Origin of the sequence: Flagellimonas aequoris, from assembly GCF_003584165.1 — a bacterium.
Taxonomy (GTDB): domain Bacteria; phylum Bacteroidota; class Bacteroidia; order Flavobacteriales; family Flavobacteriaceae; genus Flagellimonas; species Flagellimonas aequoris.
In genome coordinates, this window is record NZ_QXFJ01000030.1 from 458,662 (window position 1) to 471,826 (window position 13,165).

Here is a 13,165-nt window from a genome sequence, read left to right on the forward strand (position 1 = left end):
GGGATTTCCCCGAAAAATATAAGCTTATGGAAACATTGAAAGCGGAAAAGAAGGAGAAAAAGCAGGAAACCACCATGCGCATCACGGGTGCAGAGGCCCTCATCCATTGTTTGTTGGCCGAAGGGGTGGATTTGATCTATGGTTATCCCGGTGGGGCCATTATGCCTGTTTATGATGAATTGTATAAGTTTCAGGACAAGCTGACGCACATTCTTACCCGACATGAGCAAGGCGCCGCGCACGCTGCACAGGGCTATGCCAGGGTTACGGGTAAAGTAGGTGTGGCGATGGCCACTTCCGGGCCTGGAGCCACCAATTTGGTGACAGGGATTGCGGATGCTCAAATTGATTCAACCCCAATAGTATGCATCACTGGTCAGGTGACCAGAAGTCTTTTAGGGTCCGATGCGTTCCAAGAAACGGATATTGTGGGTATTTCCACCCCAGTGACCAAATGGAACTATCAGATTACCCGAGTTGAAGAAATCCCAGAGATCATGGCCAAGGCATTTTACATTGCAAGATCGGGAAGACCAGGTCCGGTTTTGGTAGATATCACCAAAAATGCCCAGTTTGATGAACTGGATTTCAAATACGAAAAATGCACCGGGGTTAGAAGTTACAAGCCGGTTCCGGAACCCGATTCTTCAGCCATTGAAAAAGCTGCTGAACTCATCAACAATGCGAAAAGACCTTACATTATTTTTGGTCAAGGGGTGATTTTGGGTGAAGCCGAGGCCGAATTGAAGGCCTTGGTTGAAAAAGGAGGAATTCCCGCTGCTTGGACTATTTTGGGTCTTTCCGCTATGGAAACGGACCATCCCTTGAACGTGGGAATGGTGGGGATGCACGGTAATTACGGACCCAATGTTTTGACCAACGAATGTGATGTGCTCATCGCTATCGGAATGCGATTTGACGATCGAGTTACAGGTAATTTGGCGACTTATGCTAAACAAGCAAAAATCATTCATTTTGAAATTGATCCCGCTGAGGTCAACAAGAATGTTAAGGTCGATGTTGCGGTTTTGGGCAACGCCAAGGAAACCTTGGGCATGTTATTGCCGTTGATCAATAAGAGCGAGCACAAGGAGTGGCTTGCTGAATTTGATAAAAAACATCAAATTGAATTTGAGACCGTTATCCAAAAAGATATCCACCCCACCAAGGAAGGATTGACCATGGGTGAGGTCATGGAACAAATCAACATGGCCACAGGCAACAATGCTGTAATTGTTTCCGATGTAGGCCAACACCAAATGATTGCCTGCAGATATGCCAAGTTCACACAATCCAAGAGTAACATCACTTCTGGTGGATTGGGGACCATGGGCTTCGGTCTTCCTGCAGCTATTGGGGCCAAAATGGGCGCCATGGACCGCGAAGTGGTTGCCATTATCGGGGATGGAGGGTACCAAATGACCATTCAAGAATTGGGTGTGATTTTCCAACACAACGTACCGGTTAAAATCGTGGTGCTCAACAACGATCACTTGGGAATGGTGCGCCAGTGGCAGGAACTGTTCTTCGAAAGTAGATATGCGTCCACCGTAATGACCAATCCTGATTTTGTAAAGATCGCAGAAGGATATCACATCAAATCCAGAAGGGTGGTAAAACGATCCGAATTGAAGGATGCAGTAGAAGAAATGATAGCTTCCAAAGACCCTTACTTTTTGGAGGTCAAAGTGGAAAAAGAGGACAATGTATTCCCTATGATTCCCACAGGTGCCTCAGTAGCAGACATCAGATTAAAGTAAATACAAGCAATAAGAAGATTTTGTCGAATTGCTTTAGTAATCTGCCGAAAAGGCGAATTCTATTATCGCAGTTTGATTAAGATACAATATAAACACTATGGAAAAACAATGGTATACCATATCGGTGTATTCCGAAAATAATGTGGGATTACTGAACAGAATATCAGGCATATTCCTAAAGAGACACATCAATATAGAAGGTTTAAATGTCTCTAAATCAGAAATAGAACATGTGTCAAAATTTACGATTGTCGTAAACACCACAGAGGATTGGACGCGTAAGATCGTTCAGCAAATTGAGAAACAGGTAGAAGTGATCAAAGCGTTCTATCATACCGATGACGATATTATTTATCAGGAATCTGCCTTGTTCAAGATTGCATCCCATTTGCTGTTCGATGAACGTCAGATCCAGAACATCATCAAAGAAAGCAACTCCCAAATTGTGACGGTGAGCCGTGAGTTCTTCGTGCTGGCCAAAACGGGACGCAGACACGAAATCGATGAGATGCACGATGCCCTGGAGCCTTACGGAATCATGCAGTTTGTCCGTTCGGGCCGTATCGCGGTGACCAAAGCGGCCATGCCGATTTCCGAACTATTGACAGAATTTCAAGAAAACTAAATAGCATAAAATCAAATAACAAAAATGGCAAATTACTTTAACACACTATCGCTTCGTGAGCAATTGACCCAACTGGGAAAATGTAGGTTTATGGACCCCAGCGAATTTGCTGATGGTGTTTCGGCTTTAAAAGGAAAGAAAATTGTGATCATAGGTTGTGGGGCCCAAGGGTTGAACCAAGGTCTCAACATGCGTGATTCCGGGTTGGATGTATCCTATACCCTCAGGGAAGCTGCTATAAAGGAAAAAAGGCAGTCGTATAAAAATGCAACAGAGAACAACTTTGTTGTGGGTACCTATGAGGAATTGATCCCAACGGCCGATTTGGTCATCAACCTTACTCCGGATAAGCAACACACCAAAGTGGTAGGTGCCGTAATGCCATTGATGAAAAAAGGATCGACCTTGTCCTATTCCCACGGATTCAACATTGTGGAAGAAGGCATGCAGGTGCGTGAAGATATTACCGTGATCATGGTGGCACCAAAAAGTCCGGGTTCCGAGGTTCGGGAGGAATACAAAAGAGGTTTCGGTGTACCTACCTTGATCGCCGTGCATCCTGAAAACGATCCAGAAGGAAAAGGGTTGGAGCAGGCCAAGGCCTATGCTGCCGCTACTGGTGGAGACAAGGCTGGGGTTTTGGAATCTTCCTTCGTGGCCGAAGTAAAATCGGATCTGATGGGTGAGCAGACCATTCTTTGTGGTTTGTTGCAGACCGGTTCCATTCTTTCCTTCAACAAAATGGTGGAAAAAGGAATAGATAAGGGATATGCTTCCAAGTTGATCCAGTACGGATGGGAAACCATTACCGAAGGTTTAAAGCAAGGGGGTATCACCAATATGATGGACCGTTTGTCCAACCCTGCCAAGATCAAGGCTTTTGATTTGGCCGAAGAATTGAAGGTGATCATGCGTCCGTTGTTCCAAAAACACATGGATGATATCATGAGCGGGCATTTCTCCAAAACCATGATGGAAGATTGGGCCAACGGCGATAAAAACCTTTTGGATTGGAGAGCCGAAACCGGAGAAACAGCCTTCGAAAAAACGCCTGCCGGAGATGTATCCATTTCTGAACAGGAATATTACGACAATGGTGTGTTGATGGTGGCCATGGTAAAATCCGGTGTGGAATTGGCTTTTGAGACCATGACCGAATCCGGAATCATCGGTGAGTCTGCCTACTACGAATCTTTGCATGAAACGCCGCTGATTGCCAATACCATCGCCAGAAAGAAATTGTTCGAGATGAACCGTGTTATTTCCGATACCGCTGAGTATGGTTGTTATTTGTTCGACCATGCCTGTAAACCACTTTTGACCGACTTCATGAAGAAAATTGATACCGATGTGATCGGAAAACATTTCGGTGAAGGCAAGGACAATGGCGTGGACAATATTAAATTGATCAAGGTCAACAAAGCTATCAGAACACACAATGTTGAAGTTGTGGGTGCCAGATTGCGTGCATCCATGACCGCAATGAAGCCAATATAATCCAAGCAAGCATATTGGCCCCATGAACAACGAAACCGTGGAGACATACTTTCCGCAATTGGCGGACATTCAACAAGCAGCAGAGACCATCTCCCAAGTAGTGGAGCAAACCCCTTTGCAGCAAAGTATCCGCTATTCCAAAAAATATGGGGCCAATATTCTTTTAAAGCGCGAAGACCTTCAGCGGGTCCGCAGCTATAAGATCAGAGGCGCTTTTAATAAAATCGCATCCCTTTCCAAAACCCAGTTAGAGCGAGGTGTGGTCTGTGCCAGTGCCGGCAACCATGCACAAGGTGTTGCTTTTGCCTGTAGCCATTTGGAGGTGAAGGGGACCATTTTTATGCCCGTAGTTACCCCAAAACAGAAAATAGACCAGACCAAAATGTTCGGTGGGGAATGGGTGGAAGTGATTTTGGAAGGTGATACGTTCGACGATGCCAATAAAGCGGCCCAATTGTACTGCAATCAATACAGCAAAACCTTTGTGCATCCTTTTGATGATGAGAAAATCATTGAAGGACAGGGTACCGTAGGATTGGAAATTCTACAACAATCGCAAGAACCCATTGATTATCTTTTTGTGCCAGTAGGAGGAGGTGGCCTGGCTTCCGGGTTGTGTGGCGCTTTCAAGGCCTTGTCACCATCCACAAAAATCATAGGGGTGGAGCCCTTGGGAGCTCCTTCCATGAAAAGTTCGATAGAAACGGGAGGGTTGACCGAACTGAAAGAAATCGATAAGTTTATCGATGGGGCAGCAGTACAGAAAGTGGGGAGGTTAACGCATCCTATTTGTAGTGATTGTTTAAGTGAAATGGTTTTGGTGGCAGAAGGCAAAGTATGCCAAACCATTTTGGATTTGTACAATCGTGATGCCATTGTGGTGGAACCTGCAGGTGCTTTAACCATTGCGGTGTTGGATGATTTTGCCGAGGAAATCAAAGGGAAAAATGTGGTCTGCATTGTGAGCGGTAGCAACAACGATATTACCAGAACGGCCGAAATCAAGGAGCGTGCTTTGCTCTTTGCCAACTTGAAACATTATTTCATCGTTCGCTTTCCACAAAGACCAGGCGCGCTTAAAGAATTTGTGGCTGAGATCTTGGGTCCCAACGACGATATCACCCATTTTGAATACTCCAAAAAGTCGAGCAGGGAAAATGCTCCGGCAGTCGTGGGGATTGAACTAAAATCTTCGGACGATCTGGAGCCCTTGATCCAACGGATGAAAACCAGACATTTTTTTGGGGACTACTTGAACGATAAGCCCGATCTTTTTCAGTATTTGGTCTGATTTTCACAACGATCCGGTATCTTGTTTTCTAAATCGATTTCGTTGTAAAACCAATGGAAATGAGCTGTTTTCCTTCAGTTTTTATGTTAGCTTTGTGAAGGATGGGCGACCATTTTCATGAACACTAATTCTATAAACAACAACACTATGTCAACAACTAAAAACGTGATTCCTGAAGCTTTTCAGATTACGGAAGAAATACACCAAAAAACCTATTTGGTAAATGGTGAACTTCGAAAATGGGACGGGGCAACCAGTCAGGTAATCTCTACCATTTCATCCACCAAAGAATATGCTCCTACACCTTTGGGAAGCATTCCCGACATGGGGGAGCCTGAGGCCATGGAGGCTTTGGATGCCGCATTGGCCGCTTATGACAGGGGGCAGGGCGTATGGCCCACTATGAAAGTCAAAGATCGCATCATGTGCATGGAGGCCTTTGTGAAGAAAATGGAGAAAAAGCGTGAGGAAGTAGTGAAACTCCTCATGTGGGAAATCGGTAAATCCAAACCGGACTCTTATAAGGAATTTGATCGTACCGTTGAGTATATTTATGACACTATTGAGGAGTACAAGCAATTGGATCGTGGTTGTGCCAAATTCGATAAGCACGATGGCGTTTACGCTCACATCCGAAGGGGTCCTTTGGGAGTAGTGCTGTGCTTGGGTCCTTACAACTATCCATTGAACGAGACCTTCGCTTTGTTGATTCCCGCCATCATCATGGGGAATACCACCATATTTAAGCCAGCAAAGCATGGCGTATTGCTCATCACACCTCTTTTGGAGGCTTTTCAGAGCAGTTTCCCGAAAGGAGTGGTCAATATTCTATTTGGTCGTGGAAGGGCCGTAGCAGCGCCAATAATGAAAACGGGCAAGGTAGATGTGTTGGCGTTGATCGGCAATAGTAAATCGGCAAATGCATTGCAGGACCAACACCCAAAAAGCAATAGGCTCAGATTAGTGTTGGGATTGGAAGCCAAAAACCCCGCCATCGTATTGCCGGATGCAGATTTGGACCTCACCATCAATGAGTGTATCACCGGAACCTTGTCTTTTAATGGACAGCGTTGTACTGCCCTTAAAGTGGTGTATGTGCATGAAGATATCAAGGATGAATTTTTAAAACGATTCTCGGAAAGGGTGGATGCCCTGAAATTTGGTAACCCATGGGATGATGGTGTCAACTTGACTCCGCTGCCAGAGCCAGATAAGCCGGCATATATCCAAGAATTGTTGGACGATGCGAAAGCGAAAGGTGCCAAAGTGCTGAACAAAAAAGGAGGGAAGCATTTCGATAATTACATATGGCCGGCTGTGGTATATCCCGTGACCAAGGACATGCGGGTATACGAAGAGGAGCAGTTCGGTCCGATAATTCCCGTGCTTTCTTTCAAGGACATTGAAGAGCCATTGGATGACATGGCAGAATCCAACTATGGTCAACAAGTCAGCTTGTTCGGGAAGGATGTGTATACACTTTCCCCATTGATCGATGCCTTGGCCAACTTGGTATGCAGGGTAAACCTGAACAGTTCCTGTCAACGTGGACCGGACGTGTATCCGTTCACCGGAAGAAAGGACTCTGCGCAATCCACATTGAGTGTGCATGATGCACTAAGGTCATTCTCCATTCGAACATTTGTGGCATTCAAGGATAATGAACTGAACAACCAAACCATTGAACAATTGTTGGAGGCGAAGGTGAGTAACTTCTTGAGTACTGATTATATTTTGTAAATACGATTAAGCTATAAATAAAAAAGCCCCGATTTGTCGGGGCTTTTTTTGGTCTTTCTGTTGGGTCGATTAAATATTTTTAGCCAACCAATCTCCCACTTCACTGGTTTTATAGGCTTTTCCACCATCGGCCAAATCCTCGGTAACAACACCTTCGGCCAATGACTTGTTGACCACCTCGCGGATTGCTTCGGCTTCATCCTTCAATCCAAACGCAGTCTCGAACATCATCGCCGCAGAAAGCACAGTCGCCAAGGGATTTGCGATGTCTTTTCCAGCGGCCTGTGGATAAGATCCGTGGATGGGCTCGAACAAGGATGTCTTTTCACCCAAAGAAGCGGATGGCATCAATCCCATGGAACCGGAAATAACAGAAGCCTCATCGGTCAAGATGTCGCCAAAAAGGTTTTCGGTGATCAAAACATCATAGGAACTTGGCCATTGCACCAATCGCATGGCAACGGCATCCACAAATTCATAGGAAACCTGGACTTCAGGATATTCCTTTTCCAATTTTTGCACCGTTTCCCTCCACAAACGGGAAGTTTCCAACACGTTTGCTTTATCCACACAACATAGTTTTTTGGAACGTTGCATGGCCATTTCAAAACCTTTGCGTGCTAAACGCTCTACTTCTTCACGGGTGTAGGTGCAGGTATCGTATGCGGTATTGTCATTATCTTCTCGACCTCTTTTTCCAAAGTAAATACCTCCGGTCAATTCGCGCAAAAACACCAAATCAGTACCCTCGATACGTTCCTTTTTCAATGGCGACTTATCAATCAAGGATGGAAAGGTGAAGGTGGGTCGCACATTGGCGAAAAGTCCTAATTTCTGGCGCATTTTCAACAAGCCTTGTTCGGGCCTTACTTTGGCGGATGGGTCGTTGTCGAACCGCGGGTGGCCAATAGCACCAAAAAGCACTGCATCGGCAGCTACGCAAATATTATGGGTGCTATCTGGGTAGGGTTCTCCAACGGCATCAATGGCCGCCGCCCCAGTTAAGGCAGGGGTCCACTCGATTTCATGTCCGAATTTTTTAGCTACGGCATCTGATACTTTTACGGCTTGGTCAATTACTTCCGGGCCAATTCCATCCCCGGCCAAAAGGGCTATGTTTAGTTTCATTTGTTCAATTATCGGTTTTCAATAAACAATTATCAATATTCTTAAACAAGGTTGAGCATTTTTTCGGTGGCCTTAATTGCCGATACCGTTTGGTCGGAATCCAATCCACGGGTCGTAAAATCTTTGTCCTTGGTCTGCCAAGTGATTATGGTTTCGCAAAGGGCATCGGAAGTACTGCCAGGGGGAATCCGAACGGCATAGTCCACCAACTTGGGCAATTCCCTGTTTTCTTTTTTGTAGACTTTTTTCAAAGCGTTGATGAAGGCATCAAACTGTCCATCACCTTGGGAACTTTCCTCGTACACTTTTCCTTCAATCTCGATGGAAAGGGTAGTGGAGGGTTTCAATCCCTTGGAGTGGGTGAGCACGTACGATTTCACGAATACCTTTTGTTGGTGTAGGTTGCTGTCCAGAACATCGGAAATGATATAGGGAAGGTCGTCTTTGGTGACGCGTTCTTTCTTGTCCCCAAGTTCGATGATGCGTTCGGTGACCTTTTTCAGTTCGTCATCGTTCAAGGTCAATCCAAGTTCCTGTAAATTCTTTTGTATGTTCGCTTTCCCAGAGGTTTTGCCTAAGGCATATTTACGCTTCCTGCCGAAACGTTCAGGCAATAAATCATTAAAGTAAAGATTCTTTTTGCTGTCTCCATCTGCGTGTATGCCAGCAGTTTGAGTAAAAACATTGTCACCCACAATCGGTTTATTGTCAGGAATGCCAAAACCGGTAAACGCGGATACCAATTTACTCACTTTGTAAAGTGAGGATTCTTTTACTCCAATGGTGATTTCAGGTAAAAAATCATTCACTACAGCAACCACACTTGCCAATGGAGCGTTTCCTGCACGTTCCCCCATTCCATTTACGGTAAGGTGTAAACCATTAGCTCCCGATTTTAAGGCTTCCATAACATTGGCCACACTCAGGTCGTAATCATTATGTCCGTGAAAATCAAAATGGGTGTTTGGATAGCGTTCAATGATTTCCTTGAAAAATGCCCCTGTTTCTGCCGGTGTCAACACACCAAGGGTATCGGGCAACAAAACACGTTTAATCGGTTGCTTCGTCAAAAAATCAAGGAATTGCATCACGTACTCCTTGGAGTTGCGCATGCCATTGCTCCAATCTTCTAAATACACATTAGTATCGATGCCCAATGCTTTTCCTTTAGAAATGACTTCCGCTATTTCGTTGAAATGTTGTTCCGGAGTTTTTTTGAGCTGGTGGGTTAAGTGGTTCAGGGATCCCTTGGTCAACAAGTTCTGTACCTTGGCGCCTGCTTCCTGCATCCACTTTAAAGACACACCACCATCCACAAACGTCAATACTTCCACTTTGGACAACAATCCTTCAGATTTGGCCCACTCCGTGATGCTCTGTACCGCTTTCATTTCTCCTTCAGATACGCGTGCAGAAGCTACTTCGATACGGTCAACCTTGAGTTCTTCCAAAAGGAGTTTGGCCAAGGTGAGCTTTTCCGAAGCGGAAAAGGATACCCCAGAGGTTTGTTCACCATCCCGAAGGGTGGTGTCCATGATTTCAACGGTGCGTGTTTTCATTCTCGTGCCTTGTTCTGAAGGTCAGATTAAAGTGGTGTGTTCTCGGCAAAGGTTTGGATACCTTCCTTGATGTTCAAAAGGTAATCGATGTCGTCGAACCCATTGAGCATATTGCCTTTTTTGTAATCGTTAATGTCGAAGCTTTCCTTTTCTCCAGTAGCCAAAATGGTAATGGTCTGTTCGGGCAGGTTCACTTCCAATTCGGTTTTGGGGTCCGCTTCGATGGCCTTGAAGATTTTGTCCAAAAATTCAGGACTTACCTGTACGGGCAATACCCCGATGTTCAAACAGTTATTCCTGAAGATATCGGCAAAAAAGCTGGAAACCACACATCGGAATCCGTAATCGTATACTGCCCAAGCGGCATGCTCGCGTGAAGACCCGGAACCGAAGTTTTTACCACCTACTAGAATTTTTCCACCGTAAATGGGGTTGTTCAATACAAAATGCTCCTTAGGAGAGCCATCGGAGTTGTAGCGCCAATCGCGAAACAGGTTGTCGCCAAAACCTTTTCTTTCCGTTGCTTTTAGGAAACGGGCCGGGATAATCTGATCGGTATCCACATTTTCTATCGGCATGGGTACCGCTGAACTTTTTAATATGCTGAATTTATCGTATGCCATTTTTCTTTCAATTATCAGTTATCAATTCTTCAATTAACAATTAGCAATGACCAATTATCAACTTCAAATGATCAAATTGTAAAATGTTAATTGATTATTGTTGATTGTACATTGTTTATTGTTACGCGTATACTTCTTCCATGAGTTCCCTTGGGTCGGTGACTTTTCCGGTTACAGCAGCAGCAGCAGCAACCAATGGACTGGCCAACAAAGTTCTAGCACCTGGTCCTTGTCTTCCCTCAAAGTTTCGGTTGGATGTACTCACCGCGTATTTTCCGGCAGGGATTTTATCGTCGTTCATGGCCAAACAGGCAGAACAACCCGGTTCACGTAGTTCAAAACCAGCATCTTGCAAAATATCCAAAATACCTTCTTCCTTGATGGCTTCTTCAACTTGATGTGATCCTGGAACCAACCAAGCCGTTACGTTATCCGCTTTTTTCCTTCCTTTTACTATGGAGGCAAAAGCCCTGAAATCTTCGATCCTACCATTGGTGCAACTTCCCAAAAATACAAAGTCGATAGGTTTGCCGATCATGGCATCCCCTTCATGGAATGCCATATATTCCAATGATTTTTTATAGGTGGCCACGCCGCCTTCAACGGCTTCAGCCAATGGAATGTCATTTTTGATGCCCATACCCATACCAGGGTTGGTACCATAGGTGATCATGGGTTCAATTTCGCTGGCAGCGAAGGTCAATTCCTTGTCAAATACAGCATCGCTGTCGGAGTATAGGGTTTTCCAGTATTCCATGGCCTTGTCCCAATCGGCACCTTTTGGGGTGTATTCACGGTCTTTGATGTAGTCAAAGGTTTTCTCATCCGGAGCGATCATACCGCCACGGGCACCCATTTCGATACTAAGATTACAAACCGTCATTCTACCTTCCATGGACATGTTCTTGAACACATCACCTGCATACTCCACAAAATAACCTGTTGCCCCAGAAGTGGTCAACTTGGAAATGATGAACAATGCTACATCTTTCGGGGTTACGGCCTTGTTCAGGCTCCCGTTGATGCTGATGCGCATTTTCTTGGGTTTTGGTTGCATGATGCATTGGGTAGACAATACCATTTCCACCTCGCTGGTCCCAATCCCAAAAGCGATTGCACCAAATGCACCGTGTGTTGAAGTGTGGGAATCTCCACATACAATCGTTGCTCCCGGAACGGTGATGCCATTCTCTGGACCGATCACGTGTACAATACCATTTTTCTTATGTCCAAGACCCCAATAAGGGATATTGTGTGCCGTTGCATTCTCCTCCAAAGCCTTCAATTGGTTGGCGGACAATGGATCTTGAACGGGCAAATGTTGGTTTCTGGTTGGCGTGTTGTGATCCGCAGTGGCAAAAGTGCGCTCTGGGTACAATACTTTAATGCCTCGGTTCTTCAACCCGAGAAAAGCCACGGGACTGGTAACCTCGTGGACCAAATGCCTGTCAATGAACAGTACATCCGGACCATTATCAATATGCTGAACTACATGGGAATCCCATACTTTATCAAAAAGTGTTTTGCTCATGGTAACAATCAAATTATGTAAGCTTACAAAGTTAAAATTTGAATGAAAATGTGTTTAACGGAACAGGGTAAAATTACGATGTTCAACATCAAATTTAAAGGACATTACCATAATCCAACAAATTAACCATGGAATGAAAGAATAACATAAAGTTTAAAATAACCCATTGAATTTTAAAAGCATAGGAAGTTTTTAACAAAGCTCTAACGCGGGAGTAGCCATAAGCTTTATACATTGGGAGGAAATATCAAAAAACTAGGAACAACTAAATCAAAAACGAACAATGATGAAAAATTACAACACACTGAAGACAACTCTTCTGGTCGTCTCGCTTTTGCTGTGCAAAACGACTTCAGCTCAATTCGATTTTTTACCACAAAGCAGTCAAAAAGCCCAAGTATCCCAAAGAATAGGAAATACTGATTTGACCCTGGAATACTCCCGACCCAGTGTGAATGGCAGAAAAGTATGGGGATCGCTTGTTCCCTTTGGAATGAACAATTTGGGTTTTGGAACGGCTACCGAATCTCCTTGGAGAGCCGGAGCCAATGAAAACACCATATTCAAAACCACGCACGATGTCAGTATTGAAGGCAAGAACCTTCCGGCTGGGGAATATGGTTTGCATATGATTGTTTATGAGGATGATAGAGCTACTATCATCTTTTCTAAAAACCATGGTGCTTGGGGAAGTTTCTTCTACGATCCTACAGAAGATGCCCTGCGTGTAGATGTCAAGACGCAGGAAATCCCATTTGTGGAACAGTTGACCTATTCATTTGATGATGTGCTGCCGAACTCCACCGTAGCTTCCTTAAAATGGGAGAAAAAACAGATTCCGTTCAGGATTGAAACTGATGTGGTCAACAATGTTTTGGCAGAAATCAGGCAACAATTACAGACTTCACCAGGATTCAATCGTGCGAGTTGGGAACAAGCGGCCAACTATTCGCTCAATAATGGAGGTGATTTAGATGAAGCTCTTGGATGGATCAACGCTGCCATTGAAGGACAGTTCTTTAGTGAAAAGAATTTCAGCAATCTGAGTATAAAATCCCGGATTTTGGAAAAACAGGGGAAATCCATGGAAGCAAAGGCAATCATGGATGAGGCCTTGCCCCTTGGAACTGTTTTTGAAGTGCATGCCTACGGGAGACAACTTATAGCCCAAGGCAGGAAGGATGCAGCACTTGAAGTTTTTAAATGGAATGCCAAAAAGCACAAGGGAACCTGGCCTGTGGACTTTGGGTTGGCAAGAGGGTATTCAGCGGTTGGTAATTATAAAACGGCTTTAAAGCATTTGAAAATTGCAGAAGGAAGGGCACCGGATCAGGCCAATCGGAATGCGATTGCTTCCTATCTTCCAAAACTGGAACAAGGCGAGGATATCAATTGAATTTAAAGGAAAGAA

Annotated in this window: 10 protein-coding genes; 6 read left to right on the forward strand and 4 right to left on the reverse strand. The window is 44.7% G+C overall.

Going from position 1 to position 13,165, the window contains the following annotated elements; translation table 11 throughout:
• Positions 1–26 precede the first annotated feature (26 nt).
• The 5 genes from ilvB (at position 27) to D2U88_RS15560 (ending at position 6,913) form a co-directional block, all read left to right on the forward strand.
• On the forward strand, positions 27–1,760 hold the full coding sequence (ilvB, locus tag D2U88_RS15540; protein WP_119641445.1) for a biosynthetic-type acetolactate synthase large subunit: 1,734 nt from the start codon (positions 27–29) through the stop codon (positions 1,758–1,760).
• 97 nt (positions 1,761–1,857) lie between these two features.
• On the forward strand, positions 1,858–2,385 hold the full coding sequence (gene ilvN / locus D2U88_RS15545; RefSeq protein ID WP_119641446.1) for an acetolactate synthase small subunit: 528 nt from the start codon (positions 1,858–1,860) through the stop codon (positions 2,383–2,385).
• Between the two features lie 24 nt (positions 2,386–2,409).
• On the forward strand, positions 2,410–3,882 hold the full coding sequence (gene ilvC, locus D2U88_RS15550) for a ketol-acid reductoisomerase (protein ID WP_119641447.1): 1,473 nt from the start codon (positions 2,410–2,412) through the stop codon (positions 3,880–3,882).
• 22 nt (positions 3,883–3,904) lie between these two features.
• The gene (ilvA, locus tag D2U88_RS15555) at positions 3,905–5,173 is read left to right on the forward strand and encodes a threonine ammonia-lyase IlvA (protein WP_119641448.1); all 1,269 of its coding nucleotides are present in this window, start codon (positions 3,905–3,907) and stop codon (positions 5,171–5,173) included.
• A 147-nt stretch (positions 5,174–5,320) separates the two neighbouring features.
• The gene (locus D2U88_RS15560; protein ID WP_119641449.1) at positions 5,321–6,913 is read left to right on the forward strand and encodes an NADP-dependent glyceraldehyde-3-phosphate dehydrogenase; all 1,593 of its coding nucleotides are present in this window, start codon (positions 5,321–5,323) and stop codon (positions 6,911–6,913) included.
• Between the two features lie 69 nt (positions 6,914–6,982).
• Here D2U88_RS15560 and leuB read toward each other — a convergent pair whose 3' ends face one another.
• The 4 genes from leuB to leuC all read right to left on the reverse strand — a co-directional run bounded on the left by leuB (position 6,983) and on the right by leuC (position 11,754).
• Positions 6,983–8,041: a 3-isopropylmalate dehydrogenase gene (gene leuB, locus D2U88_RS15565; protein ID WP_119641450.1), complete on the reverse strand. Its 1,059-nt coding sequence runs from the start codon at positions 8,039–8,041 to the stop codon at positions 6,983–6,985.
• A gap of 41 nt (positions 8,042–8,082) precedes the next feature.
• Positions 8,083–9,600: an alpha-isopropylmalate synthase regulatory domain-containing protein gene (locus D2U88_RS15570; RefSeq protein ID WP_119641451.1), complete on the reverse strand. Its 1,518-nt coding sequence runs from the start codon at positions 9,598–9,600 to the stop codon at positions 8,083–8,085.
• Positions 9,601–9,626: 26 nt separating this feature from the next.
• Positions 9,627–10,223, reverse strand: coding sequence for a 3-isopropylmalate dehydratase small subunit (gene leuD / locus D2U88_RS15575; RefSeq protein WP_119641452.1), 597 nt, complete (start codon positions 10,221–10,223; stop codon positions 9,627–9,629).
• Positions 10,224–10,344: 121 nt separating this feature from the next.
• Positions 10,345–11,754, reverse strand: a complete 1,410-nt coding sequence (gene leuC / locus D2U88_RS15580) for a 3-isopropylmalate dehydratase large subunit (protein WP_119641453.1) — start codon at positions 11,752–11,754, stop codon at positions 10,345–10,347.
• A 286-nt stretch (positions 11,755–12,040) separates the two neighbouring features.
• Here leuC and D2U88_RS15585 point away from each other — a divergent pair, with 286 nt between their 5' ends.
• A complete protein-coding gene (locus D2U88_RS15585) occupies positions 12,041–13,150 on the forward strand; it encodes a DUF2911 domain-containing protein (RefSeq protein WP_235855802.1) in 1,110 nt (369 codons plus the stop codon).
• Positions 13,151–13,165 lie beyond the last annotated feature (15 nt).